Raw genomic sequence first — 24,482 nt, forward strand, 5'->3', positions numbered from 1 at the left:
CTCTTGGGTTGTGGTGGCGGGGGGCCCGGGCAGTGTTCCCCGGGGGCGCTCGGCCGCCGCGGCGGTCCGCCCCCCCCCCCCTTCCCCCCCCCGCCCCGCCCGCGGGGCGCGGGGGGGCGCCGCGACGTGTGCCACGACACAGCAGGGGACGGTTCAGTCGCCGTCGTGACCCGCCGGACGGCCGTCGACCTGGCGGAACGTCGTGCCGTCGTCGAGGGTCAGGACGCCGGCGAAGCGGAGCAGGTCGCCGATCGTCGTGATCATCTTCCCGCCGTCGATCCGTACCCCCTGCGCCGGGGTCCAGCCCGTGGCGAGGTACGACGTGTCGTCGGCCTTGAGCAGGTAGACGAACGTCTCGCACAGGATCCGGCTGCCGACGTCGCCGAGGAAGTTGCCGTTCCCCTGGATCTCGGCCTCCTTGAGCACGTAGTACCACAGGGGCGTGCCGTCGAGCTCCGCCAGGGCGTCCTTGACGCCCTGCGCGGCGCCGCGAGTGAGCTGCTCGGCGGACAGGGCCGGCACGTGCAGCGCCTCGGCCACCGCCTCCCCGGTGGGCAGGGACAGCCAGTACCCCCGCAGCAGGTTGCGCTGCGCGAGCTGCTTGAGCAGGGCGCTGATCTCCGGGGCCAGGCCGGGGTCGGTGCCCTCCTTGAGCATGGTGGCCAGGCCGGCCGCCAGGAACGGGTCGATCTTCGCCGCGGAACGCCGGCGGTCCGGGTCGCCCTTGTCGACGAAGCGGGCCCAGTCGATCGGCCAGTTGGACGGGAGCACCTCGCCGGGCGGCGCCCCGGTGGGGACCAGCCCGCCGCCCCCGGTGAACTCGAAGAGCTGTACCAGGCTCGCGAACGCGGCCCGCGGCGCCGCCGCCGGTGGGACGACCTTGCCGAAGTTGAGGTTGAAGTCGTAGCCGTTGCGCACCATCGAGTGCCCGAACCGGAACGCGGCCACGGCGAACTCCAGCGGCATGGCGACCTTGCGACGGGGCCGGAAGAGCAGCGACGGCTCGACGAGCACCTCGTCCAGCACCCCCGGCTTGGTGAGCGTGCGCAGGTAGTCGTGGACCACCAGCCACTGGTAGTGGTGCTGGGTGAGCTGCTGGGCGCGGTCGAAGACCGCCCGCTCGTCCACCGTGAGCCACGGCTCGGTGCGGCGGACCCAGTCCACGACCGCGTTGTGGAACCGGATCAACCCCAGGTGCAGCTGGGCCACGACGAGGTTCTCGTCGTTGCGCCCGTCGGGGATCTTCGCCGAACCGGGGGCCGGCCGCTCGTCCTCCGGGACGTCGAGTCCTGCGATCTCCTCCGACGAGAACCGCGGCAGGTCGCGCTGCGGGTCGTCGCCCGGCGGGACGAGCTCGAACCCGGGGATCGGGGTCGTCGCCACCCGACCGAGCGCGAGCTTGGTCTGGTCGGTCGTGGCGTACGCGGCCTCGCTGCGGGTGGTCCGCCGTCCGGCCTCACCCGGGAACCGCGGCCCGCTGCCGTACAGGCTGTCGAGGTTGAGGAACGGGTGCCGACCGTTGTGCAGGCTGCGGACCACGACCTCCGGCGGGAACGCCGTGAACGGGTCGGAGACGATGTCGCCCAGCACGAGGTCGCCCGGCCGGGGCCGCTCCCCCGCCTCCGGCGGACCGTCCGGGCCGTTGGTGTTGAGCGTGATGTCGTGGTCGATGAACTGGCCCCAGTAGGTGTAGATCGCGGGGATCGTCGAGTCCAGCGCCGGGTTCGGCGGGCCCGCCGGCTCGATCATCCCGGCGCCGAGCTTCTTCAGGGCCGCGACGACCGCGTCCACGGTGGGTCCCGCGACCGGCCCTTCGGGCGGGTCGCCGCCGTCGGTGACCGGCAGGTGCGCGGCGGGGAAGTGCCCGCGCAGGCCGCGGAAGAGGTAGTCGAACGACGTCGTCGCCTCGAAGCGGTCCTCCACGATGTCGCGCAGGACGGCGAGCTCCGTCTCGTGGAGCAACGGGGCCGGCGACGACCCCGGGTCGGGATCCGGTCGCGGTCGGGGTCGCGGGCGCGGGCGCACCTGGCCGCCGTGGCGCACGCTGCGCACCGTCCGGCCGACCGGGTCCGAGTGGAGGTCGTGCCCGGGCTCGGGCGCTTCCTGCTCGATGGTCTGCTGAGCCGCCATGGCTCTGCCCCTCTCGGGAGAAGCGGGCGCGGGGCGCCGCCGGGCGCGGGGCGGGTCCCGGGCCGCCACCGGCGATCAGCACGGGAGGCGGCCCGGGACTGCGCGCTGCGACGCGGCCACCGCCGTGGATCAGGGAGGGCGGTGGCGCGCCGCGACGGGCCCGCGGTGTCACCGCGGCCCACGGACCGGGCCCGCCCGGTCCGTCCCGCCAGGAAGGAGGGACCTCCCCCGCGGCCGTGACCGGCCGCGGGGACTTTCACCCGCTCGCGCGGGTCAGCGCAGGATGTCGCGCGCCCGCGCGACATCCGCGTGCATCTGCTCGATGAGCGGATCGATGCCGTCGAAGCGCAGGGTCGGGCGCAGCCGCTCGACCAGCTCCAGCACGACCGTCTCCCCGTAGAGGTCCAGGTCGTCACGGTCGAGCACGTAGGCCTCGACGCGGCGCTCCACGCCGTCGAAGGTCGGGTTGGTGCCCACGGAGATGGCGGCGGGCAGGTCCGCGTCGGGGTTCCCGGGGTCCTCCTGGGCGAGCGCCGGCCGCAGCAGCCGACCGGCGTACACGCCGTCGGCGGGGACCATGCCCTCGACGTGGCCGAGGTTCGCGGTGGGAAAGCCGAGCTCGCGCCCGCGCGCGTCCCCGTGCACCACGGTGCCGCGCACCCGGTGGGGGCGGCCGAGCACCTCGGCCGCCTGCGCCACGTCGCCCTCGGCGAGCAGCGCGCGCGCCGCCGACGACGACCAGCGCTCGCGGGCCCCGGCGCTGCCCGGCGCGCACTCGCCCACGTCGTCCACGGCCACGACCTCGAAGCCGTGCGTGCCGCCGAGCTCCACCATCGTGGCGAGCGTGCCGGCGTTGCCCTTGCCGAACCGCACGTCGTGCCCGACGACGACGGTGCGTGCGCCCAGGCCGCCCGTGAGGTACCGGGTGACGAACTCCTCCGGCGTCAGCGCGGCGAGGTCGAGCGTGTACGGCACGACCAGCACGGCGTCGAGGCCCGCACGGCCCATGAGGTCGAGCCGGTCGCGCAGCCCCGTCAGGAGCTCCGGCGCCGTCTCCGGGCGGTGCACCTGGGCCGGGTGCGGGTCGAAGGTGAGCGCCACCGCGAGCCGTTCGTCGGCGCGGGCCAGGCCCACGAGGCGCCCCAGCACGGCCTGGTGACCGCGGTGGACGCCGTCGAAGTTGCCGATCGTGACGACCGACGGACCGAACCCGTCGGGGACCTGGTCCAGGTCCGTGAACACCTGCACGCGTCGCGCTCCGTCTCGTCGATGGCCGGCCGTCGGCACCCGCGCCGGGTGCCGACCGTCAAGGATAGACCGACGCCGGGGCCGCGGACCGCCTCACCCCGGGAGCACCGCCGCGGCGGCCGTGAGATAGCGCTCCGGGTCGAAGTCGTCGAGCAGCGCGCGCTGCATGAGAAACCCCTGGCCCAGCCCCATCATCACGGGGAGCAGCAACCGCGCCGCGGCGTCGGGCCCGTCGGGCGCCAGGTCGGGCCGCGCCCCGAACCACGCCTGCAGCGCAGCGGTCAGGACGTTCCGCAGGTCGACGACGACGTGCTGGACGACATCGTGGATCACCGGGTCCACGGTGGACTCCGACCAGAGCTGGACGAGCACCTTCCCGTCCTCGAGGTCCCGGGCCATGCCGCCCGTGAGGATCGTGAGCACCTCGATCGGCGAGGGCGGGACCCCGTCGTCGCCGGCGGCGTCGATCTCCGTGCTGCGCCGGGAGAGCACCTCCTCGGCGACCGCGGCGAAGAGCGCCTGCTTGCCGTCGTAGTGGCCGTAGATCGCGCCCGCCGACAGCCCCGACTCGGCGACGACGTCGGAGATGGAGGCTCGCTGGTAGCCCTTGGCGGTGAACGCCCGCAGGGCCGCGGCCCGGATCTGCGCGCGCCGCGCCTCGCGGTGCGCCTCGGTCACTCGTGGCATCGGACCCCTTCCCGAGGGCACTGGCGGACGGTTGACAAGTCTAGGGACACCCGCGCAGGCTTGCCATAAAGAACGAACATTCGTTTTTTGATTTCTCGACCCAGTCCTCAGCACCGGAGACCACCATGTCGTCGACGACCGTCGCCCCCGCCGCACCGCCCACCTCCCCGCCGCGCCCGGTCCCCCGCACCCCGTGGGGCCGGGTCGTAGCCGTGGCGCTCGGCGTCGCCGCCGTCGTCGGCGTGCTCGTGCTCGCCTTCTCCTGGCCCGCCGTCACCGCCGAGCCCAAGGACCTCCCGGTGGCCGTCGCCAGCCCGGAGCAGGCCGTCGCGGGCCTCGGTGCCACCCTCGACGAGGCACAGCCCGGAGCGCTCGACCTCGTGCCGGTCGCCGACCGCGACGCCGCCGTCGCCGCGGTCGAGTCCCGCGACGTCTACGGCGCGATCGTGCTGGGCGAGACGCCCGAGGTGCTCACGGCCTCGGCCGCGAGCACGGTGACGAGCCAGCTCCTCACCGCGGCGGCGGGCCAGCTGCAGGACGGGCTCGCCCAGCAGGCGCTCGCCTCGGGGGCGGACGCGTCCGCCGCTCCCACCGTCGCCGTGACCGACGTCGTGCCCCTGTCCGCCGACGACCCGCGGGGCGCCGGGCTGACGGCGGCCATGTTCCCTCTGCTGCTCGGCGGGATGATCGGCGGGATCGCGATCTCGCTGCTCGTGGTGGGCGCCGTGCGCCGGGTGCTCGCCGTGTCGGTCTATGCGGCCGCGGGCGGCGTCGTCCTGGTGGCGGTGCTGCAGTCCTGGTTCGGGGCGCTGCAGGGCGACTGGTGGACGAACGCCGGTGCCGCCGCCCTCGCCCTGGCGGCCGTCGCCGCGCCCATCACCGGGTTCGTGGCACTGCTCGGTCGGGCCGGCATCGCTCTCGGAGCCGTCACGATGATGCTGGTCGCCAACCCGATCTCCGGCGCCACCATGCCGCCCGAGTTCCTCCCGTGGCACTGGGGCGCGATCGGCCAGTGGTTCCCGCCGGGCGCGGGCGCCACCCTGCTGCGCGACCTGTCCTACTTCCCGGCCGCCGACGCGGGGCGCGCCTGGCTCGCCCTCGGGCTCTGGGCGGGCGCAGGCGTCGTGATGTCGCTCGTGGGGCACCTGCGCACCGCGGGCGGCCTCGAGCCCGACGCCGAGGCCGCGCGCGACGAGGCGCTGGAGCGCGCCGCCCAGCTCGCCGAGCCGGCCCCGCAGGGCTGACGCGCACCGCGCTGCGCCCGGGCCGCCTCGAGCGGCCCGGGTCAGCCGCCGGCCGGGGCGAGGACGAGCACGGGCTTCGCCAGCGCCTCGCCCCGCCGCCGGGTGTCCTCCAGCAGCGCGACCAGCGCGCCGTCCGGCCCGATCGCGGCGACCGTGCCCCGCTCGCCGCTCGCGGGCACCCACTGGCCGTAGCCGAGGGCGCGCGCCTCGTCCGGCGTGAGCTCGCGCACGGGGAACGTCGCCCGGGCGGCGTCCGCGAGCGGCACCGTCGCGAGCACGCCGTCGGCGTCGGCCTGGGCCTCGAGCTCCTCGAGCGTGCGGGCCGTGCCGAGGTCGTAGCCACCCACCCGCGTACGGCGCAGCGCCGTGAGGTGGCCGCCCGTCCCGAGCGCGGCGCCCAGGTCGCGGGCCAGCGCCCGGACGTACGTCCCCGAGGACACGACGACGGTCACGTCGACGTCGAGCGCGGCCACGCCGTCGCCCGTCGTCGCGGGCCGCGTGGCGTGCACGTCGAAGCGGCTCACGGTGACCGGCCGGGCCTCCAGGACCACGTCCTCCCCCGCCCGGGCGCGCGCGTAGGCACGCTTGCCGTCGACCTTGATCGCGCTCACCGTGGTGGGCACCTGCCGGATCTCCCCCGTCAGGACGGCCACCTCGCGCGCCAGGGCGGCGTCGTCGACGCCCTCGCCGACGCCGCGCGCCTCGACGACCTCGCCCTCCGCGTCGTCGGTGCTGGTGGTGGCGCCCAGGCGGATCGTCGCGTCGTACGCCTTGTCCGCCCCGACCACGTACGTGAGCAGCTTCGTGGCCCGGCCGACCCCGACGACGAGCACGCCCGTCGCCATCGGGTCGAGCGTGCCCGCGTGGCCGACCTTGCGGGTGCCCGCCAGCCGCCGGCACCGGCCGACGACGTCGTGGCTGGTCCAGCCCGCGGGCTTGTCGACCACCAGGAACCCGTCGGGCGCGGTGGGGCGGCGGGGCGGACGCTCCCCGGGGCCGCTCACTCGTCCTCGTCGTCCTCGCGCGCCTTGCGGTACGGGTCCTCGTCGCCGGCGAACCCCTTGCCCTCGCGCAGCGCGGCGAGCTCGGCGTCCCGGCGCTGGGCCTCCAGGAGCGCGGCGTCCAGGTGCGCGGCGTTCTCCGGCATCGAGTCCAGGAAGAACTCGATGGTCGGGGTGAGCCGCACGCCGGTCTGCTTGCCGACCTCCGAGCGGATCATGCCCTTGGCGCTCTCCAGCGCCGCGGCCGTGCCCGCCCGCTCCTCGTCCGTGCCGAGCACGGTGTAGAAGATCGAGGCGTTCTGCAGGTCGCCGGTCACGCGGACGTCGGTCACCGTGACGAAGCCGAGACGCGGGTCCTTGATCCGCGTGTCGAGCAGCTGCGCGACGATCTCCTTGATGCGGTCCGCCAGCTTGCGGGCGCGCGGGTTCTCGGGCCGGTTGTTGCCCTGGGGGCCGGGCATAGTGTGTCTCCCTCTCTCGACGCCGACGGCGCCCCGCCCGGCCCTGCTCCTGTCGGAGCGGGGCCGGTGCGGGACGCCGTCGGGCTGTACCGTGCGGCGCGACCGTCAGGCGCGCGGCTTCTCGCGCATCTCGAAGGTCTCGATGATGTCACCCTCGGTGACGTCGTTGAACGACCCGAGTCCGATACCGCACTCGAAGCCCTCGCGGACCTCGGTGACGTCGTCCTTCTCGCGGCGCAGCGACTCGATCGTGAGGTCGTCCCCGACGATCTTGCCGTTGCGCAGGACGCGCGCCTTGGTGTTGCGGCGGATGGTGCCCGACCGGACGATCGAACCCGCGATGTTGCCGAACTTCGAGGAGCGGAAGACCTGGCGGATCTCCGCGGTGCCCAGCTGGGCCTCCTCGTACTCCGGCTTGAGCATCCCCTTGAGGGCTGCCTCGACGTCGTCGATCGCCTGGTAGATGACCGAGTAGAACTTGACCTCGACGCCCTCGCGGTCCGCGAGGTCCTCGACACGCTCACCGAACTTCACGTTGAAGCCGATGATGATCGCGTTGTCGACCGTGGCCAGGTTGACGTCGTTCTGCGTGATCGCACCGACACCGCGGTGGATGACCCGCAGCTCGACCTCGTCGCCCACGTCGATCTTGAGCAGCGCGTCCTCCAGGGCCTCGACGGCACCGGAGACGTCGCCCTTGAGGACCAGGTTGAGGGTCTCGACCTTGCCCTGCTCGAGCGCCTTGGTGAAGTCCTCGAGGCTGATGCGCTTGCGGCGCTTGGCCAGGAGGGCGGCGCGCTCGGCTGCCTCGCGCTTCTCGGCGATCTGCCGGGCGGTGCGCTCGTCCGGCGCCACCAGGAAGGTGTCGCCGGCGCTCGGCACGGACGCCAGGCCGAGCACCAGGACCGGTCGGGCCGGGCCCGCCTCGGTCAGCGCGGTGCCGTGCTCGTCGAACATGGCGCGAACGCGGCCGTGGGCCGTGCCCGCGACGATCGCGTCGCCGACGTGCAGCGTGCCCGACTGGACCAGGACGGTCGCGACGGCGCCGCGGCCCTTGTCGAGGTTGGCCTCGATGGCCACGCCTCGCGCGTCCTTGTCCGGGTTCGCCCGGAGGTCCAGCGAGGCGTCCGCCGTGAGCAGCACGGCCTCGAGGAGCTGGTCGATGCCCTGGTTCTGCTTCGCGGACACGTCGACGAACATCGTGTCGCCGCCGTACTCCTCGGCCACCAGGTTGTACTCGGTGAGCTGCTGGCGGATCTTGTCGGGGTTGGCCCCCTCCTTGTCCACCTTGTTCACCGCGACCACGATCGGCACGTTGGCCGCCTGGGCGTGGTTGAGCGCCTCCACCGTCTGCGGCATGACGCCGTCGTCGGCGGCGACCACGAGGATCGCGATGTCGGTCACCTGGGCACCACGGGCACGCATGGCGGTGAACGCCTCGTGACCCGGGGTGTCGATGAACGTGATCGGACGCTCGACGCCCTCGTGCTCCCGGCGCACCTGGTAGGCACCGATGTGCTGGGTGATGCCGCCGGCCTCGCCGGAGACGACGTCGGTCTGGCGGATCGCGTCGAGAAGACGCGTCTTGCCGTGGTCGACGTGGCCCATGACGGTGACGACCGGAGGACGCGCCGCGAGGTCCTCGTCGGACTCGCCCTCGAGCTCGGCGTCGAGGTCGATGTCGAAGGCCCCGAGCAGCTCCCGGTCCTCCTCCTCGGCCGAGACCATCTCGATGACGTACCCGAGCTCGTTCGCGAGCGTGCCGAACGTGTCCTCGTCCAGCGACTGCGTCGCGGTCGCCATCTCACCGAGGTGGAACAGCACCGTGACCAGGCTGGCGGGGTTCGCGTCGATCTTGTCCGCGAAGTCGTTCAGCGACGAGCCGTGGCGCAGGCGGACGACGGTCGAACCGTTGCCGCGGGGCACCTGCACGCCGCCGAGCGACGGCGCCTGCATCTGCTCGAACTCCTGGCGCTTCGCGCGCTTCGACTTCCGCCCGCGGACCGGACGGCCGCCTGCGCGGCCGAACGCACCCTGCGTGGAGCCGCGACCGGCGCCACCACGGCCGCCGGGACGGCCGCCGAAGCCGCCGCCACCGCCGGGACGGAAGCCACCGCCACCGCCGGGGCCGCCACCGCGGCCGCCACGACCGCCGCCCGAGGGCGCCGGACGCTCGCCGGGGCGCGGCATCGAGGTCTTGCCCGGCATCATGCCGGGGTTGGGGCGCGGCCCGCCGGGACGGGGCGCCGCGGGACGCGGGCCACCGGGACGGGGGCCACCCGGACGGGGACCGCCCGGACGCTCGCCGGAACGCTCGGGCGCGGCCTCGCCGCGGTCCGGGCGCTGACCGGGGCGCGGCATGCCCTGGCTGGACGCGAACGGGTTGTTGCCCGGGCGCGGGCCGCCGGCGCCGCCGGGGCGCTGCCCCTGGCGCGGCATGCCCTGGCTCGACGCGAACGGGTTGTTGCCCGGACGCGGGGAGCGGCCGCCCTTGCCGCCGTCGCGACCACCGTCACGCCCGCCGTCGCGCTGCTCGCGCGCGGCCGGTGCCGGCTTCGGCGCCGCGGGACGCGGACCGGGGGTCGGCGCGCCGGGACGGTTGGCGGGCCTGGCCGGGGACTCCGGCGCTGCCGCGGCGGGCGTCGCGGCCGCCGCCGGGGCGGCGGGCGCCTCGGCCTCGGGCGCGGGCGTCGGCTTCTGCGCGGCGGGCTTGGGGGCAGGCTTCGCCGGAGCGGGCTTCTGCTCGGCGCGGGGCGCCGCAGCCTTCGGCTCGGCGGGCTTGCTCGCCGGGGCGCCCGAGGACGCGGGGGCCGCGCCCTTGTACTTGTCGCGCATGGCTCGCTCGACCGGTGCCTCGAGCGTCGAGGACGCCGAACGGACGAACTCGCCCGCCGACTTCAGGTCGGCGAGCAGGGTCTTGCTCTCCACCCCGAGCTGCTTGGCCAGCTCGTGAACGCGGATCTTCGCCACAACTCTCCTGTCTCGGCCCTCCTGCGAGACAGGGAGGACCGTCGTTAGTACCGAGTACTCATCGCACGGAACTCATCGGGTGCCCATCGGCTTCTGACCCGCTTCCTTGTCGACTTCAGTGGGTGCGGCCGAGCATGCTCGGTCGCGATGGTCCGGCCGCCGGTTGGCGGTGCGGACCGGAGGGACTCAACGGTCTCGCCGCTCCAGGTGTTCCCGGACGCCGGAGAGGTCGAGGGGCCCCGTGACGCGCAGGGCGCGCGGCACGGCCCGACGACGCTCGGCGAGCGCCAGGCAGGCGGGCGTCGGATGGATCCAGGCGCCACGCCCCGGCAGGCACCCTCGCACGTCGACCACGAGGACTCCCTCGCGTCCCGACGGCTCGAGCACCAGCCGCAGAAGAGCGGACCGCTGGTCACGCTCCCTGCACCCGACGCACGTCCGTACCGGGCCGGAGGTTTCCGGAAGGGTACGTGGGGAGGTCGAGGGCTGGGCGCGTGGCCCGGTCCCCGACAGTCTAGCGCGACGACCCACGTGCCGTGACCGGCCTCAGCCCTCGGCCCCGCGGCTCGCCGCGGGGCCACCTGCGTCGTCGCCCTCCACACCGCCGCCGGCGGGCGCCGCCTCGTCCGACCGGATGTCGATGCGCCAGCCCGTCAGCTTCGCGGCGAGACGGGCGTTCTGCCCCTCCTTGCCGATCGCGAGCGACAGCTGGTAGTCCGGCACGACCGCCCGCGCGGCCTTGGCGTCGGCGTCGACCACGGTGACGGAGGTCACACGTGCCGGCGAGAGCGCGTTGGCCACGAAGCGGGCAGGGTCGTCGCTGTGGTCGACGATGTCGATCTTCTCCCCGTGCAGCTCCGCCATCACGGCACGCACGCGCGCTCCCATCGGGCCGATGCAGGCGCCCTTGGCGTTCAGCCCGGCCACCTTGGACCGGACGGCGACCTTGGACCGGTGACCCGCCTCGCGGGCGATGGCCGTGATCTCGACGGCACCGTCCGCGATCTCCGGGACCTCGAGCTCGAAGAGCTTGCGCACCAGGCCCGGGTGCGTGCGGCTCAGCACCACCTGGGCGCCCTTCATCCCCCGCGACACCTCGACCACGTAGGCGCGCAGCCGCTCGCCGTGCACGTACTCCTCGGTGGGCACCTGCTCGTGCGGCGGCAGGACGGCCTCGGTGCCGCCCACGTCCACGAGGACGACCCGCGGGTCGCGGCCCTGCTGGATGACGCCGGCGAGGACCTCGCCCTCCTTGCCGCGGAACATGCCGAGCACCTGGTCGTCCTCGGCGTCGCGCAGCCGCTGCACGATGACCTGCCGCGCCGTCGCCGTGGCGATGCGGCCGAAGTCCGCGGGCGTGTGGTCGAACTCGGGCCCCAGCTCGATCGTGGGCCGCGCCTCGGGGTCCTCGGGGTCCGGCGTGCGGATCTCCTCGCGCGCCCACACGGCGACGTGGCCGGACTTGCGGTCCACCTCGACGCGGGCGCGCGGGTAGGCGTCGGGCGTGCGGTGGTAGGCCGACAGCAGCGCCTGCTCGATCGCTTCCACGAGGACGTCGAGGCTGATGTCCCGCTCCCGCTCCAGCAGCCGAAGCGTGCTCATGTCGATGTCCATCGTCAGCCTTCCTCGTGACGGGCAGAGCCCGTGGTGTGGTCCCGGGCGGCGCCCGTGTCCGTGTCCGTGTCCGTGTCGAGGGGCGCCTCGTCCAGGCGCTTCAGCTCGACCTCGATCTTGCCCTGGCGCACGTCGGCGAGGGGCACCCGGGTGCCGTCCTCCAGCACGAGCTCCGCGTCGTCGCCCGCCCCGGCCTCGACCTCCACCAGGCGCCCGGACGTCGTGCCCCCCGTGCGCAGCCGCAGCACCACCAGGCGGCCGCGGGCGCGCCGGAAGTGGCGCACCTCGGTCAGCGGCCGGGAGGTGCCGGGCGTCGAGATCTCGAGCGTGTACGCGCCGGGGACGACGTCGTCGGCGTCCAGCGCGGCGGAGATCGCGCGCGAGACGTCGCCGAGGGTGTCGGAGTCGAGGCTGCCCGGCACGTCTTCGGGGAGGTCCACCGTGACGCGCACGACCGACTTCGCGCCGGCCTGCGTGACGACGACGTCCTCGAGGAACAGGTCCGCGGCGTCGACCGCCGGGGTGACGACCCGCCGCACCGCCTCGGCCTTCGCCCCGCCCGCCGTCGTGCGGCCGTGCTGCGCTGCCATCCCTGCCTCCCGTGGGTCACGTCGTGGACTGCCGTGTGCTCCCGCGCCGGGACGTCCCGCGGCCGGTGTGTCGTTGTGTGCAGCGACCAGCGTAACGAACGACGGGCCGGTCCCGCGCCGTCCGCCGCCCCCGACGGGCGGAGGAACGTCACACGGGCGGGGCCGCGCGCGTGGCATCATCGGCCTCGATGGAACCTCAGCCCACCCCCGACCGGTCCGCCGACGACGACGTGACCGGCGCGGCCCCGACCGCCGCCCGGCGCCGCCCCCTGGCCGCCGCGGGGGCGCTGCTCGCCGTCGGGCTCCTCGCCGGGTGCGGGGTACGGCTGGAGGCCCCTCCCGCGGGCGAGCCGGTGCCCGACAGCCTCGAGGTGGTGCGCCGCACCGCCGTCGCGGACGCCCTCCTCGTGGCCGACGGCGCCGAGGCCGCGCTCGAGGAGGTGCCCACGTCCCGCAAGCGTGTCGTCGCCGAGCTCACGCGCATCGCCGCGTCCTCGCGCGAGCAGGCCGAGGCGCTCGGCGGCGAGTACGACTCCGGCCTCGCCACCGGCGCGCCCACCGACACGCAGTCCTCGGCCTGGGACAGGGCGACCCCGGCCGACGTCGTCCAGGCGCTCGACGACGCGGCCGCCCGGTCGCGGACGGCCGCCGGGACCACCGGCGACGGGCCGCTGGCCCGGCTGCTGGCGTCGGTCGGCGCTGCCCAGACCGTCTCGGGCGAGCGCCTCGCGGCGCTGGTCGACGTCGCCGGGCCCGACGTCGTCGAACCTCGCGTACCCGTGCCGGTGGAGGCCGACCAGGACGACGCGGACACCGAGGAGGACGCCGAGGAGGCCGAGCAGGAGGTGCCCTCCCCCGACGTTCCCTCCGACGACGCCTCCGCCGCCGGGCAGGACGACGGCGAGGCGGACGGGCAGGCGGACGAGGGAGCGGCGGACGACGGACCGGTGCCCGAAGGGCTGACGCCCCACGACCTGAGCACGCTCGTCGTGTCCGAGGACGCGACCCGCTACGCGCTGCAGCTGCGGGCGGCGATCGGCTCGGGCACGACGCGCGAACGGCTGCTCGAGCGGGTCGAGGTGCACGCGCAGCGGGCCGACGGGTGGGCTGCCGTGGCGGGCACGCAGGCCACGGCGGACGACCCGCGTCGCGCCGCCTACGCCGTGCCGCGGCTCGCGGACCAGGGCGACGACGCGCTGGTGATCGACCTGGAGAACGACCTCGCCACGGACTACGCGTCCCTCGTCGGCACGACGGCGGCCGGCACCCGCGGGGTGCTCGTCGACCTGCTGGTCGACTCCGCCGTGGCCCTCGACGACTGGGGCGCCGAGCCCGAGCCGTTCCCCGGCCTGCCGGAGCAGGCCGGGGACGACGCGTCCGCCTGACCTCCGCGGGACGTCCCGCGCGGTGGTGTCAGTCCGCCAGCAGGGCCGCGACGCGCTCGGTCACGACCCGCGCCGCGTCGGCCACGGGGACCTGCTCCGACGCTCCGGCGCGCGGGCGCACCTCCACCAGGCCGTCCGCGAGACCGCGGCCGACGACGACGATCAGCGGCACGCCGAAGAGCTCCGCGTCGGCGAACTTCACGCCGGGCGACACCTTGGGGCGGTCGTCGTAGATCACCTCGACGCCCGCGTCGACCAGCTCGGTGGCGAGCTTCTCGGCGGCGTCGAACACCTCCGTCCCCTTGCCGGTCGCGACGACGTGCACGTGCGCGGGGGCGACGTGCGCCGGCCACGCGAGGCCCTTGTCGTCGTGGTTGACCTCCGCGAGCGCCGCGAGGGCCCGCGTCACGCCGATCCCGTACGAGCCCATGGTGACGGTCACGGCCTTGCCGTTCACGTCGAGCACCTTGAGGTCGAGCGCCTCGGCGTACTTGCGGCCGAGCTGGAAGATGTGGCCGATCTCGATGCCCCGCGCGAGCTCGAGGGGCCCGGAGCCGTCGGGCGCGGGGTCGCCGGCGCGCACCTCGGCCGCCTCGATGGTGCCGTCGGCGGCGAAGTCGCGGCCCGCCACCAGGTCGAAGACGTGCCGGCCCGGGGCGTCGGCGCCGGTGATCCACCGGGTGCCGGGCACCACGCGCGGGTCGAGCAGGTACCGGATCGCGGAGCTCGTCGAGCCGTCCTCGGCCTCGACCTGCGCACCCTGCGGCCCCAGCACGCCGGGGCCGATGTACCCCTTGACGAGCTCCGGGTGCGCGGCGAAGTCCGCCTCGGTGGCGGGCTCGGCCTCGGCCGGGGTGAGGGAGGCCTCGAGACGCTTGACGTCGACCTCGCGGTCGCCCGGCAGCCCCACGACGAGCAGCTCGCGCCGGCCGTCCGGGTGCGTGACGGCGAGCACCACGTTCTTCAGCGTGTCCGCGGCGGTCCAGGGACGGTCGGGGCGGGCGTGCTTCTCGTTCGCGCACGCCACCAGCGACTCGATGGTCGGGGTGTCGGGGGTGTCCTCGACGTGCGCGGACGGGGCGTCGTCGTACGGGAGCGCGTCCGGCACGGGCGTGACCACGGCCTCGACGTTCGCGGCGTACCCACCCGCCGAGCGCACGAACGTGTCCTCGCCGATGGGCGACGGGGACAGGAACTCCTCCGAGCGGGAGCCGCCCATCGCGCCGGAGGTCGCGGAGACGATGACGTAGTCGAGGCCGAGGCGGTCGAAGATCCGCTGGTACGCGCCGCGCTGACGCTCGTACGCCGCCGCGAGGCCCTCGTCGTCGATGTCGAAGGAGTAGGCGTCCTTCATGATGAACTCGCGCCCGCGGATGAGGCCGGCGCGGGGCCGGGCCTCGTCGCGGTACTTCGTCTGGATCTGGTACAGCGCGAGGGGCAGGTCCTTGTACGACGAGTACAGGTCCTTCACCAGCAGCGTGAACAGCTCCTCGTGCGTGGGCGCCAGGAGGTAGTCGGCCTCCTTGCGGTCCTGCAGCCGGAAGAGGTTGGGGCCGTACTCGGTCCAGCGGCCGGTGGCCTCGTAGGGCTCGCGCGGCAGCAGCGCCGGGAAGTGCACCTCCTGCGCACCGATCGCCTCCATCTCCTCGCGGACGACGGCCTCGATCTTCGCCAGCACGCGCAGGCCGAGCGGCAGCCAGGAGTAGATGCCGGGGGCCGCGCGGCGGATGTAGCCGGCGCGCACCAGCAGCCGGTGGCTCGCGACCTCGGCGTCGGCCGGGTCCTCGCGCAGGGTGCGGACGAAGAGGTGGGACAGGCGGAGCAGGTCGCCCTGGGGCTGACGGGCGGACGCGATCGACATGGGGGCAAGCCTAGCGGCGCGGCGGGCCTCCCCCGGCCGGTGTCGCCGTCGCATCACTGGTCGCCGTCGCACCGTGCTGGCAGCATGGCGGCATGCCCGAGCTTCCCGAGGTGCAGGCGCTGGCGGAGTTCCTCGACGCTCGTACGACCGGCCACCGCGTCGTCGCCGCCGACGTCGCGGCCATCGCCGCGCTCAAGACGTTCGACCCGCCCGTGACCGCGCTCGTCGGACAGGAGGTCCGCGGCGTCACCCGCCACGGGAAGTGGCTCGATCTCACGGTCGGTCCCGACGGCGGCGAGACGCACCTGCTGTTCCACCTGTCGCGCGGCGGCTGGGTGCGCTGGTCGGACCAGGCGCCGACCACGCCGGTACGCCCGCGCATGGGCGGCTCGTCGCGCGGGGCGGCGCTGGCGCTGCGGGTGCGGCTCGACGACGGCGCAGGCTTCGACCTCACCGAGGCGGGCACCCGCAAGCGCCTGGCGGTGCACGTGGTGCGCGACCCGCAGGAGGTGGAGCAGGTCGCCACGCTCGGCGTCGACCCGCTCTCGGACGCCTTCACCCCGGACGCGCTCGCCGCGCTGATGCAGGACAGGAACCAGCAGGTCAAGGGCCTGCTGCGCGACCAGCGGGCGATCGCCGGGATCGGCAACGCCTACTCCGACGAGATCCTGCACGTCGCGCGGGTCTCGCCGTTCAAGCTCACCCGGTCGTTCACCCCGGACGAGGTCGCGGCGCTGCACGACGCCGTCGTCACCACCCTGCGCGACGCCGTGGCGGCGTCGTCGGGCAAGCCCGCCAAGGAGCTCAAGGACGCCAAGCGCGCGGGGATGCGCGTGCACGGCCGCACGGGCGAGGCGTGCCCGGTCTGCGGCGACGTCGTGCGCGAGGTCAGCTTCGCCGACCGCTCGCTGCAGTACTGCGCCACCTGCCAGACCGGCGGGCAGGTGCTCGCCGACCGGCGGATGTCGAGGCTGCTGAAGTAGCAGGCCGGCTGGTCAGCCTGCCGCGACCGCGTCGCGCGACGCCACGAAGGCGTCGACGCACGCGCGGACCTGCTCCGGTGTGTGGGCGGCGGAGAGCTGGACGCGGATGCGCGCCTCGCCGCGCGGCACGACCGGGAACGAGAAGGCCGTGACGTACACGCCGCGCTCCCCCATCGCCGCCGCCACCTTCGCCGCGAGCACGGCGTCGCCGACCATCACCGGCACGATCGGGTGCTCGCCGGGCAGCAGGTCGAAGCCCGCCTCGGTCATGAGACGACGGAACAGGGCGGCGTTCTCGGTCAGCCTGGCGCGCAGGTCCGCGGAGCCCTCCACGAGGTCGAGCGCCGTGAGGGTGCCCGCCACGATCGTCGGCGCCAGCGTGTTCGAGAACAGGTAGGGGCGGGCGCGCTGCCGCAGCAGGTCGACGATCTCCTGGTGCGCCGCGACGTAGCCGCCGGACGCGCCGCCCAGGGCCTTGCCGAACGTGCCCGTGAGGATGTCCACGCGGTCCGCGACGCCGAGCAGCTCCGGCGTCCCGCGGCCGTGGTCGCCCATGAACCCCACCGCGTGCGAGTCGTCCACGAGGACGAGCGCGGAGTACCGGTCGGCGAGGTCGCAGATCTCGCGCAGCGGCGCGAGGTAGCCGTCCATCGAGAACACGCCGTCCGTGACGACCACGACGTGGCGGGCGCCGCCGTCGCGCGCCGCGCGGAGCTGGTCCTCGAGGTCGGCCATGTCCCGGTTCCGGTAGCGGAACCGGGCGGCCTTCGACAGGCGGATGCCGTCGATGAGCGAGGCGTGGTTGAGCGCGTCCGACACGATCGCGTCGTCGGCGCCGAACAGCGTCTCGAAGACCCCGCCGTTGGCGTCGAAGCACGACGAGAACAGGATCGAGTCGTCCGTCCCCAGGAAGCCCGCCAGGCGCTGCTCCAGGTCGCGGTGCTGGTCCTGCGTGCCGCAGATGAACCGCACGCTCGCCAGCCCGTAGCCCCACGTGTCGAGGGCGTGCCGCGCCGCCGCGACGATGCGCGGGTCGTCGGCCAGCCCGAGGTAGTTGTTGGCGCAGAAGTTGAGCAGCTCGGCGCCGTCGGCGCGGATGCGCGCGCCCTGCGGGCCGGCGATGCCGCGCTCGTGCTTGGTGAGACCCGCGCTCTCGATCTCGGCGAGCTGGCCCGCCAGGTGCTCCCGGAACGTCCCGTACATCGCTACGCCTTCCCCTCGTCGTCCTGCGCGTCGTCCTGCGCGTCGTCCTGCCCGTCGCCCCAGTCCGTCCAGTCGAGCACGACCTTGCCGCCGTGCGCGGAGGCCGCGGCCTCGAACCCCTCGCGCCAGCGGCTCGCGGGGAGCCGGTCGGTCACGACCGACGCGATCGCCGTCCGCAGGGTCGCGCTGGTGCGCAGCATCGCGTCCATCGCCTGCCACGTCTCGAACATCTCCCGGCCGTAGATGCCCTTGAGCGTGAGCATGTGCGTCACGACCGTGCCCCAGTCGACGGCGATCGGCCCGGACGGCAGGCCGAGCATCGCGATCCGCCCGCCGTGGTTCATGTTCTCGATCATCTCGGGCAGCGCGCTCGGTGCCCCGCTCATCTCGAAGCCGACGTCGAACCCCTCGCGCAGGCCGAGCTCGCGCTGCGCGTCGGCGACCCGGGCCGTGCGCACGTCGAGGGCGGCGTCCGCGCCCATGGCCTTGGCCATCTCGAGCCGGGCCGGGCTGACGTCCGTGCCCACCACGAGGTGGGCGCCCGCGTGCCGGGCGACGGCGATCGCCATGAGCCCGATGGGCCCGCAGCCGGACACGAGCACGTCCTCGCCGATCACCGGGAACGCGAGCGCCGTGTGGACCGCGTTGCCGAGCGGGTCGAAGATCGCCGCGACGTCCAGGTCGACCTCGGCGTGGTGCACCCACACGTTGGTGGCGGGCAGCACGACGTACTCGGCGAACGCGCCGTCGCGGTGCAGGCCGAGGCCCTGGGTGCGGATGCACATCTGGCGGCGCCCGGCGCGGCAGTTGCGGCAGGTGCCGCAGACGATGTGCCCCTCGCCCGAGACGAGGTCGCCCACGGCGACGTCGTGCACCGTCTCCCCGACCTCGACGACCTCGCCGACGAACTCGTGGCCGGGCACCAGCGGCGCCGCGATCGTGGACGCGGCCCAGTCGTCCCAGCGGTCGATGTGCAGGTCGGTGCCGCAGATGCCGGTGCGCAGCACCCGGATCTTCACGTCGCCGATGCCGGCCTCCGGCTCGGGCCGCTCCACCAGCTCCAGCCCGGGGCCCGGCCCCGGCTTGTACAGCGCCCTCATCGTCGTCCCGCCCGTCGATCCCTCACGGACCTCACCCCGGCAACTGCCGTCGCTCGCGTCGTCACGCGCCGTACCATCTCACGATCCGGACAGATCCGGGAACCGCAGGGCACCGGTCAGAACAGCACCGTCGTGAACGTGCCGACCTGCTCGAAGCCCACGCGCCGGTAGGTGGCGAGCGCGGGCGCGTTGAAGGCGTTGACGTACAGGGAGACCACGGGCGCCACCTCGCGCCGCGTCGCGACGACGACGGCGGCCATGCCGGGCGCGGCCAGGCCGCGCCCGCGCCGCAGCGGGTCGACCCACACGCCCTGCACCTGCGCCACCCCGCCCGCGACCGCGCCCAGCTCGGCCTTGAAGGCGACGAAGGGCCCGGGTCCGGTGCCCGCGCCCGAGGTCGAACCGGCTGCCTCCATGCGCACGAACGACCGCCCCTCGGCCACGAGGGAGCGTACGCGCAGGGCGTACGCGCTGCCCGGCGACGCGGCCGGGGCGTAGCCGACCTCCTCCGCGAACATCCGCACGCAGGCGGGCAGCACGGCGTCCACCTCGCCGAGGGTCGAGCGCCGCACCTCCGGGTCGGGCTCCACGTCGGGGTCGCGCGCGATCGCGAGGGACGGCTGGTCGGCGCGCACCTCGCGCGCCGGCGGCCAGCGGGGCGCGAGCAGGTCCCAGAGCGCGAGCGCCGCCGTCCGCTCCCCCACGATCGACGAGGAGCGCCGCCCCTGGGCGCGGGCCGTCGCGGCGAACGCGGCGACGGCGTCGTCCGCGTCGCGGCCCGCGAGGTCCGGGCCCAGCACGGGGACGAGGTTCGCGCCGGACCAGCAGACCGCGACCAGCGGGCCCGTCGCCGGGAAGCCCCAGGCCTGCCCGCCGGCGGCGGCGAAGCCTGCCACCGCCGCCACCTCGAGCCGCGCCGCCGCGAGCACCGACGTCACCGGGTCGAGGGCGCACAGGGCGCGGGCCTCGGCGAGGTCCTCCTGGCCGAGGACGCGGGCCCGCGGGCGGCGCACGTCGAGGCCGCGCGCGTCGCCGCGCGCCCGCACCGCCGGTCGCCAGCCGCCCATCACGCCCCCTTCGCCGCCGTGGGCCCTCCCGCCATCGTCCCCGATGCGGCCGCCACAGGTCGACCTGTCGGCCGGACCGTCAGCCGACCGTGACCTCGGGGGCCCCGGCCTGCGCCTCGTTCTCGGGGGCGGGCATCGTCTCGGCGATGCGCATCGCCTCCTCGATGAGGGTCTCGACGATCATCGCCTCCGGGACGGTCTTGATGACCTCACCCTTGACGAAGATCTGGCCCTTGCCGTTGCCCGACGCGACGCCGAGGTCGGCCTCGCGCGCCTCGCCCGGGCCGTTGACGACGCAACCCATGACCGCGACGCGCAGCGGGACCGTCATCCCCTCGAGACCCGCGGTGACCTTCTCGGCGAGCGTGTAGACGTCCACCTGGGCGCGGCCGCACGACGGGCAGGAGACGATCTCGAGCTTGCGCGGGCGCAGGTTGAGCGCCTGCAGGATCTGCGTGCCGACCTTGACCTCCTCGACCGGCGGCGCGGACAGCGACACCCGGATCGTGTCGCCGATGCCCTGGCTGAGCAGGGCCCCGAACGCGGTGGCCGACTTGATCGTGCCCTGGAACGCCGGGCCCGCCTCGGTGACGCCGAGGTGCAGCGGCCAGTCGCCGCGCTGCGCGAGCAGCTCGTAGGCGCGCACCATGACCACCGGGTCGTTGTGCTTCACGGAGATCTTGAAGTCGTGGAATCCGTGCTCCTCGAACAGGCTCGCCTCCCACACGGCGGACTCGACCAGCGCCTCCGCGGTCGGCTTGCCGTACTTCTCCAGCAGGCGCTTGTCGAGGGAGCCGGCGTTGACGCCGATCCGCAGCGAGACCCCGGCGTCGGAGGCCGCCTTCGCGATCTCCTTGACCTGGTCGTCGAACTTGCGGATGTTGCCCGGGTTCACGCGCACGGCGGCGCAGCCGGCGTCGATCGCGGCGAACACGTACTTGGGCTGGAAGTGGATGTCCGCGATGACCGGGATCTGCGACTTCTTCGCGATGGCGGGCAGCGCCTCCGCGTCGTCGATGGTCGGCACCGCGACGCGCACGATGTCGCAGCCCGACGCCGTCAGCTCCGCGATCTGCTGCAGCGTCGCGTTGATGTCCGTCGTCGGGGTCGTCGTCATGGACTGGATGCTGATCGGCGCGTCACCGCCGACGGCCACCTTGCCCACCTGGATCTTGCGGGACTTGCGGCGCGGGGCCAGCGTGGGCGCGGGCGGAGTAGGCATGCCGAGATTGATCGCAGTCACGGTGCCAGTATCGCGCCTGCGGGCGGGTGCTACGCACGCGGGCACCGCACCGGCACGGAATCCCCGCGCGTCGTCACGCACGACCTTCACCGGACCGGGCCGGCGGCGAGGGTCCTCAGCCCAGGCGTACCGGGTCGACCAGGTCCGCGACGATGAGGATCGCCCCGGTGCCGACGAGCACGACGAACATCACGTAGGCCAACGGCATCATCCGCGCGACGTCGGCCGGACCGGGCCGCGGGAGCCCGCGCAGCCGCGCGAGCGTGCGCTTGGCGCCCTCGTACAGGGCGTTGACGACGTGCCCGCCGTCCAGCGGCAGCAGCGGGATGAGGTTGAAGACGAAGAGCGCCACGTTGAGCGCGGCCAGCAGGCTCAGCAGGAACTGCAGCGTGCTGATCACGGGGGCGTCCGCGGCGACGGCGTCCACGGCCATCCGGCCGACACCGACCACGGACACCACGGAGTCCTGCGACCGCGGCTCGTCGGTGAACGCCTGCACCGCGGCGTCGCCGATGCGCACCGGGAGCGTGACGATCATGCCCGCCGTGCCGGAGACCTGCTGCCAGACCGCCTCCGGGACGGTCGAGACCGGCAGCGGCTCGTACTCCTGCGTCGGCGTGACGCCCAGGAACCCCGCGGTCTCCGTGACCGGCTGCCCGTCGGCGCCGACCTTCGCGGTGCCGTCGGCCTCGACCACCGGGACCTGCCGGTCCGACGTCGTGACGGTCAGCGGGACCTCCGCGCCGTCGCGCAGCACGACCACCGGGACCTGCTGGTCGGGGGCGTCCGCGATCGCGCCGGAGAGTTGCTCCCACGACGTCACGGCCGTGCCGTCCCACTCGACGATCTCGTCGCCCGGACGCAGGCCCGCCGCGGCCGCCGGGGACGGCGCGGCGTCGTCGCCGCACACGGGCGCCCCCTCCGCCGTCGTCGACGTGGGCGTGCACTCGCTCACCGCGCCGACGGTCGTGGTCACCGCCGGCGCCCCGATGCCCACGAGGACGACGAACGTGAGCACGACCGCGATGAGGAGGTTCATCACCGGGCCGCCGAGCATCACGACGAGCTTCTTGGGCGTGGACAGGTGGTAGAAGGCGCGGTGCTCCTCGCCGGGGCGGATCTCGCTCACGGACGCGTCGCGCGCGTCGGCGATCGCCTGCCCGAAGAAGCCGCCGCGACGGCGGGTGCCCTCGGGTGCGGGCGGCATCATGCCGACCATCCGCACGTAGCCGCCCAGCGGGATCGCCTTGACCCCGTACTCGGTCTCCCCCTTGGTGCGCGACCACAGCGTGGGGCCGAAGCCGACCATGTACTGGCTCACGCGCACGCCGAACTTCTTCGCGGGCACCATGTGGCCCACCTCGTGCAGGCCGATGGAGAGGGCGAGGCCCACGACCATCACGGCGATGCCGACCACCCAGGAGAGAACGTCCACGGCGTCGAGCCTAGGACACCTGCGGCGACCCGCCGCACGCCCCGGTCGCGCGGGCGTGGAGGGTTCGTCAGGACCGCGCGAGGATCTCGTCCGCGCGGGCCCGCGCCCAGCGCTCGGCGCCCTCGACGGCGTCGAGCGTGACGTCGGCGGCCGCGACGCCGTCGTGCTCGGCCAGCACCCGCTCCACCGTCTCGACGATGTCGAGGAAACCGATGCGCCCGGCGAGGAACGCGGCCACCCCCTGCTCGTTCGCCGCGTTGTAGACGGCGGGGTGGGTGGCCGACGCCGCGGCGGCGGCGCGCGCCAGCCCGACCGCCGGGAACGTGTCCTCGTCGAGCGGCTCGAACGTCCACGACGCGGCGCGCGTCCAGTCGCAGGGCGGGGAGACGACGTCGAGCCGCTCCGGCCAGGACAGCCCGAGCGCGATGGGCAGCCGCATGTCCGGCGGGGACGCCTGCGCGATCGTCGACCCGTCGTGGAACTCGACCATGGAGTGCACCACCGACTGGGGGTGCACCACCACGGTGATGTCGTCGACCGGCACGTCGAAGAGCAGGTGCGCCTCGATGAGCTCGAGGCCCTTGTTCATCAGCGAGGCCGAGTTCACCGTCACCACCGGCCCCATCGCCCAGGTGGGGTGGGCGAGCGCCTCGTCGACCGTGACCTTCTTGATGTCGTCGCGGCTGCGACCGCGGAACGGTCCGCCGGAGGCCGTGAGCACCAGGCGCCGCACCTCGCTCTGATCGGGTGAGTGCGCGCCGGCGCGCAGCGCCTGGGCGATCGCCGAGTGCTCGGAGTCCACCGGCACGATCTGCCCGGGCGCGGCCGCGGCCTTGACCAGCGAGCCGCCCACCACGAGCGACTCCTTGTTCGCCAGCGCCAGCGTCGAGCCGCCCTCGAGCGCCGCGAGCGTGGGCCGCAGGCCCACCGACCCGGTGATGCCGTTGAGGACGACGTCGCTGCCGCGGCCCGCCAGCTCGGTCGCCGCCGCCGGCCCGGCGAGCACCTCGACGTCGCCCGCCGCGGCGCCGAGCCTCTCGACCAGGGCGGCCCGCAGCTCGTCCGCGCGGGCGCCGTCCGCGACGGCCACCGTGCGCGCCCCCACGGTCGCGACCTGCTCCGCGAGCAGGGCGACGTCGGACCCGCCCGCGCTCAGCGCCTCCACCCGGAACCGCCCGGGGTGGGCCCGCACGACGTCGATCGCCTGCGTGCCGATCGAGCCGGTGGAACCGAGGAGCGTGACGGTGCGGGGGGTCGCGAGGTCGGGCATGGCGCCCATCATCCCAGGCCCCCACGCTCGTTCGGCCGCGTCGTCCCACCCCGTCGTCCCACCCGGCGACTCGCCGCGGAATGGCGCGGAATTCACCCGCTCCGGTGCTTGACTTCCGGACGAGAACCTTTCTCGCCCGGTCGCGGCAGGGTGTGACGCCGGTTACGTTCGCATACATGCGTCCTTATCGCGTGATAGTCGGCAAGCGCGCCATGTCCACCCTCGCCGGGATCGCCGCCCTCGTCACCGGGGCGGTCGTCGGCGTGGCGGCACCCGCCGCCGCGGACGGCGACGGCGAGACCCACCGCATCTTCGCGACCCGCGAGGGCCTGGTGGGCAAGCGCACCGCGAACGGCCACACGATCGAGAAGCGGGACCACTTCGTCGCCCTGCCTTCCCGGCGCGCCCTGTCCGCCGACGGCGACGGCGCGTACTCCGTCCGGGTCTGCCGCGCCGACAGCGCGCGGTGCGAGTACGCGCCGGTGTGGGACGTCGGGCCGTGGAACACCACCGACGACTACTGGAGCTCCACCCGGCACGCCGCGCGCGACCTCCCGAAGGGGACCCCGCAGGCGTCCGCCGCCTACCGGCTCGGCCACCACGGCGGCAAGGACCTCTTCGGCCGCAAGGTCACCAACCCCGCGGGCATCGACCTGGCGGACGGCACCTACTGGGACGGCCTGGGCCTGCGCTCCAACGCCTGGATCGACGTGACCTACCTGTGGCAGGGCTCCGCCCGGACCGGGATCGTCTCCGCCGACGGCGGCACCCTCAACGTCCGCACCGGCCCGGGCACCGGATACCGCTGGACCGGCGTCGCCGCCGACACCGCGCGCGTGCCGCTGCTCTGCCACGCGCGCGGCCAGACGGTCACGGGCACCCGCGGCACCACGAACCTCTGGTACCGCATCGGCCCGAGCAACTGGGTGTCCGACGCCTACCTCAACACGGGCAGCGGCTCCGCCCTCGCCCCCGCCTGCTGACGGGCGG

At 74.5% G+C, this 24,482-nt stretch carries 20 protein-coding genes; 4 read left to right on the top strand and 16 right to left on the bottom strand.

The window, feature by feature from the left end:
* Positions 1 to 153 precede the first annotated feature (153 nt).
* The 3 genes from ACFQ80_RS17900 to ACFQ80_RS17910 form a co-directional block, all read right to left on the bottom strand.
* Entirely contained in the window at positions 154 to 2,130 is a 1,977-nt protein-coding gene (locus ACFQ80_RS17900) for a heme peroxidase family protein (RefSeq protein WP_430564593.1), read from the bottom strand.
* 273 nt (positions 2,131 to 2,403) lie between these two features.
* Positions 2,404 to 3,378 carry a bifunctional riboflavin kinase/FAD synthetase gene (locus tag ACFQ80_RS17905; RefSeq protein WP_430549918.1) on the bottom strand — a complete coding sequence of 325 codons (975 nt, stop codon included), beginning with the start codon at positions 3,376 to 3,378 and terminating at the stop codon, positions 2,404 to 2,406.
* 93 nt (positions 3,379 to 3,471) lie between these two features.
* The gene (locus ACFQ80_RS17910; RefSeq protein WP_430549917.1) at positions 3,472 to 4,065 is read right to left on the bottom strand and encodes a TetR/AcrR family transcriptional regulator; all 594 of its coding nucleotides are present in this window, start codon (positions 4,063 to 4,065) and stop codon (positions 3,472 to 3,474) included.
* Between the two features lie 125 nt (positions 4,066 to 4,190).
* On the opposite strand from ACFQ80_RS17910, the gene ACFQ80_RS17915 reads away from it, so the two are divergent.
* Positions 4,191 to 5,309 (top strand): hypothetical protein, encoded by a 1,119-nt coding sequence (locus ACFQ80_RS17915; protein ID WP_430564594.1) that lies wholly within the window; start codon positions 4,191 to 4,193, stop codon positions 5,307 to 5,309.
* A 41-nt stretch (positions 5,310 to 5,350) separates the two neighbouring features.
* Here the strand turns inward: ACFQ80_RS17915 and truB are convergent, their stop codons facing one another.
* From truB to rimP, 6 genes are all read right to left on the bottom strand, one after another.
* Positions 5,351 to 6,313, bottom strand: coding sequence for a tRNA pseudouridine(55) synthase TruB (gene truB, locus ACFQ80_RS17920; protein ID WP_430564595.1), 963 nt, complete (start codon positions 6,311 to 6,313; stop codon positions 5,351 to 5,353).
* A complete protein-coding gene (gene rbfA / locus ACFQ80_RS17925) occupies positions 6,310 to 6,771 on the bottom strand; it encodes a 30S ribosome-binding factor RbfA (protein ID WP_430549914.1) in 462 nt (153 codons plus the stop codon). The genes truB and rbfA overlap by 4 nt, the downstream gene beginning before the upstream one ends.
* Positions 6,772 to 6,876: 105 nt before the next feature.
* The gene (gene infB, locus ACFQ80_RS17930) at positions 6,877 to 9,741 is read right to left on the bottom strand and encodes a translation initiation factor IF-2 (RefSeq protein WP_430564596.1); all 2,865 of its coding nucleotides are present in this window, start codon (positions 9,739 to 9,741) and stop codon (positions 6,877 to 6,879) included.
* Between the two features lie 186 nt (positions 9,742 to 9,927).
* Complete coding sequence (locus tag ACFQ80_RS17935) at positions 9,928 to 10,272, bottom strand: YlxR family protein (protein ID WP_430564597.1); 345 nt, start codon at positions 10,270 to 10,272, stop codon at positions 9,928 to 9,930.
* 15 nt (positions 10,273 to 10,287) lie between these two features.
* On the bottom strand, positions 10,288 to 11,355 hold the full coding sequence (nusA, locus tag ACFQ80_RS17940; protein WP_430549911.1) for a transcription termination factor NusA: 1,068 nt from the start codon (positions 11,353 to 11,355) through the stop codon (positions 10,288 to 10,290).
* Positions 11,356 to 11,357: 2 nt separating this feature from the next.
* Positions 11,358 to 11,945, bottom strand: a complete 588-nt coding sequence (gene rimP / locus ACFQ80_RS17945; protein WP_430564598.1) for a ribosome maturation factor RimP — start codon at positions 11,943 to 11,945, stop codon at positions 11,358 to 11,360.
* Positions 11,946 to 12,133: 188 nt separating this feature from the next.
* Between rimP and ACFQ80_RS17950 the strand changes: the two genes are divergently transcribed.
* Complete coding sequence (locus ACFQ80_RS17950; RefSeq protein ID WP_430549909.1) at positions 12,134 to 13,330, top strand: DUF4439 domain-containing protein; 1,197 nt, start codon at positions 12,134 to 12,136, stop codon at positions 13,328 to 13,330.
* A 28-nt stretch (positions 13,331 to 13,358) separates the two neighbouring features.
* Here the strand turns inward: ACFQ80_RS17950 and ACFQ80_RS17955 are convergent, their stop codons facing one another.
* The gene (locus tag ACFQ80_RS17955) at positions 13,359 to 15,191 is read right to left on the bottom strand and encodes a proline--tRNA ligase (RefSeq protein WP_430564599.1); all 1,833 of its coding nucleotides are present in this window, start codon (positions 15,189 to 15,191) and stop codon (positions 13,359 to 13,361) included.
* A 92-nt stretch (positions 15,192 to 15,283) separates the two neighbouring features.
* Here ACFQ80_RS17955 and ACFQ80_RS17960 point away from each other — a divergent pair, with 92 nt between their 5' ends.
* Positions 15,284 to 16,174, top strand: coding sequence for an Fpg/Nei family DNA glycosylase (locus tag ACFQ80_RS17960; protein ID WP_430564600.1), 891 nt, complete (start codon positions 15,284 to 15,286; stop codon positions 16,172 to 16,174).
* A 12-nt stretch (positions 16,175 to 16,186) separates the two neighbouring features.
* On the opposite strand, the gene ACFQ80_RS17965 is transcribed toward ACFQ80_RS17960, so the two are convergent.
* The 6 genes from ACFQ80_RS17965 to dxr all read right to left on the bottom strand — a co-directional run bounded on the left by ACFQ80_RS17965 (position 16,187) and on the right by dxr (position 23,492).
* Complete coding sequence (locus tag ACFQ80_RS17965; protein WP_430564601.1) at positions 16,187 to 17,377, bottom strand: glycine C-acetyltransferase; 1,191 nt, start codon at positions 17,375 to 17,377, stop codon at positions 16,187 to 16,189.
* A gap of 2 nt (positions 17,378 to 17,379) precedes the next feature.
* Entirely contained in the window at positions 17,380 to 18,477 is a 1,098-nt protein-coding gene (tdh, locus tag ACFQ80_RS17970) for an L-threonine 3-dehydrogenase (RefSeq protein ID WP_430564602.1), read from the bottom strand.
* A gap of 116 nt (positions 18,478 to 18,593) precedes the next feature.
* On the bottom strand, positions 18,594 to 19,544 hold the full coding sequence (locus ACFQ80_RS17975) for a GNAT family N-acetyltransferase (protein ID WP_430564603.1): 951 nt from the start codon (positions 19,542 to 19,544) through the stop codon (positions 18,594 to 18,596).
* A gap of 79 nt (positions 19,545 to 19,623) precedes the next feature.
* The gene (gene ispG, locus ACFQ80_RS17980) at positions 19,624 to 20,766 is read right to left on the bottom strand and encodes a flavodoxin-dependent (E)-4-hydroxy-3-methylbut-2-enyl-diphosphate synthase (RefSeq protein ID WP_430549903.1); all 1,143 of its coding nucleotides are present in this window, start codon (positions 20,764 to 20,766) and stop codon (positions 19,624 to 19,626) included.
* A gap of 136 nt (positions 20,767 to 20,902) precedes the next feature.
* On the bottom strand, positions 20,903 to 22,222 hold the full coding sequence (locus ACFQ80_RS17985; RefSeq protein WP_430564604.1) for a M50 family metallopeptidase: 1,320 nt from the start codon (positions 22,220 to 22,222) through the stop codon (positions 20,903 to 20,905).
* 67 nt (positions 22,223 to 22,289) lie between these two features.
* Entirely contained in the window at positions 22,290 to 23,492 is a 1,203-nt protein-coding gene (gene dxr, locus ACFQ80_RS17990) for a 1-deoxy-D-xylulose-5-phosphate reductoisomerase (RefSeq protein WP_430564605.1), read from the bottom strand.
* 212 nt (positions 23,493 to 23,704) lie between these two features.
* On the opposite strand from dxr, the gene ACFQ80_RS17995 reads away from it, so the two are divergent.
* The gene (locus ACFQ80_RS17995; RefSeq protein WP_430564606.1) at positions 23,705 to 24,475 is read left to right on the top strand and encodes a hypothetical protein; all 771 of its coding nucleotides are present in this window, start codon (positions 23,705 to 23,707) and stop codon (positions 24,473 to 24,475) included.
* The last annotated feature ends 7 nt before the right edge of the window (positions 24,476 to 24,482 follow it).

This window comes from Isoptericola sp. NPDC056578 (assembly GCF_042793275.1).
Taxonomy (GTDB): domain Bacteria; phylum Actinomycetota; class Actinomycetes; order Actinomycetales; family Cellulomonadaceae; genus Isoptericola.

What these genes read in the sequence shown, in the direction of transcription:
- ACFQ80_RS17900 (WP_430564593.1), bottom strand. Translation starts at nt 2,130, where the DNA reads ATGGCGGCTCAGCAGACCATCGAGCAGGAAGCGCCCGAGCCCGGGCAC.
- ACFQ80_RS17910 (WP_430549917.1), bottom strand. Translation starts at nt 4,065, where the DNA reads ATGCCACGAGTGACCGAGGCGCACCGCGAGGCGCGGCGCGCGCAGATC.
- ACFQ80_RS17915 (WP_430564594.1), top strand. Translation starts at nt 4,191, where the DNA reads ATGTCGTCGACGACCGTCGCCCCCGCCGCACCGCCCACCTCCCCGCCG.
- rbfA (WP_430549914.1), bottom strand. Translation starts at nt 6,771, where the DNA reads ATGCCCGGCCCCCAGGGCAACAACCGGCCCGAGAACCCGCGCGCCCGC.
- nusA (WP_430549911.1), bottom strand. Translation starts at nt 11,355, where the DNA reads ATGGACATCGACATGAGCACGCTTCGGCTGCTGGAGCGGGAGCGGGAC.
- rimP (WP_430564598.1), bottom strand. Translation starts at nt 11,945, where the DNA reads ATGGCAGCGCAGCACGGCCGCACGACGGCGGGCGGGGCGAAGGCCGAG.
- ACFQ80_RS17950 (WP_430549909.1), top strand. Translation starts at nt 12,134, where the DNA reads ATGGAACCTCAGCCCACCCCCGACCGGTCCGCCGACGACGACGTGACC.
- ACFQ80_RS17955 (WP_430564599.1), bottom strand. Translation starts at nt 15,191, where the DNA reads ATGTCGATCGCGTCCGCCCGTCAGCCCCAGGGCGACCTGCTCCGCCTG.
- ACFQ80_RS17960 (WP_430564600.1), top strand. Translation starts at nt 15,284, where the DNA reads ATGCCCGAGCTTCCCGAGGTGCAGGCGCTGGCGGAGTTCCTCGACGCT.
- ACFQ80_RS17965 (WP_430564601.1), bottom strand. Translation starts at nt 17,377, where the DNA reads ATGTACGGGACGTTCCGGGAGCACCTGGCGGGCCAGCTCGCCGAGATC.
- tdh (WP_430564602.1), bottom strand. Translation starts at nt 18,477, where the DNA reads ATGAGGGCGCTGTACAAGCCGGGGCCGGGCCCCGGGCTGGAGCTGGTG.
- ACFQ80_RS17975 (WP_430564603.1), bottom strand. Translation starts at nt 19,544, where the DNA reads ATGGGCGGCTGGCGACCGGCGGTGCGGGCGCGCGGCGACGCGCGCGGC.
- ispG (WP_430549903.1), bottom strand. Translation starts at nt 20,766, where the DNA reads ATGCCTACTCCGCCCGCGCCCACGCTGGCCCCGCGCCGCAAGTCCCGC.
- dxr (WP_430564605.1), bottom strand. Translation starts at nt 23,492, where the DNA reads ATGCCCGACCTCGCGACCCCCCGCACCGTCACGCTCCTCGGTTCCACC.
- ACFQ80_RS17995 (WP_430564606.1), top strand. Translation starts at nt 23,705, where the DNA reads ATGTCCACCCTCGCCGGGATCGCCGCCCTCGTCACCGGGGCGGTCGTC.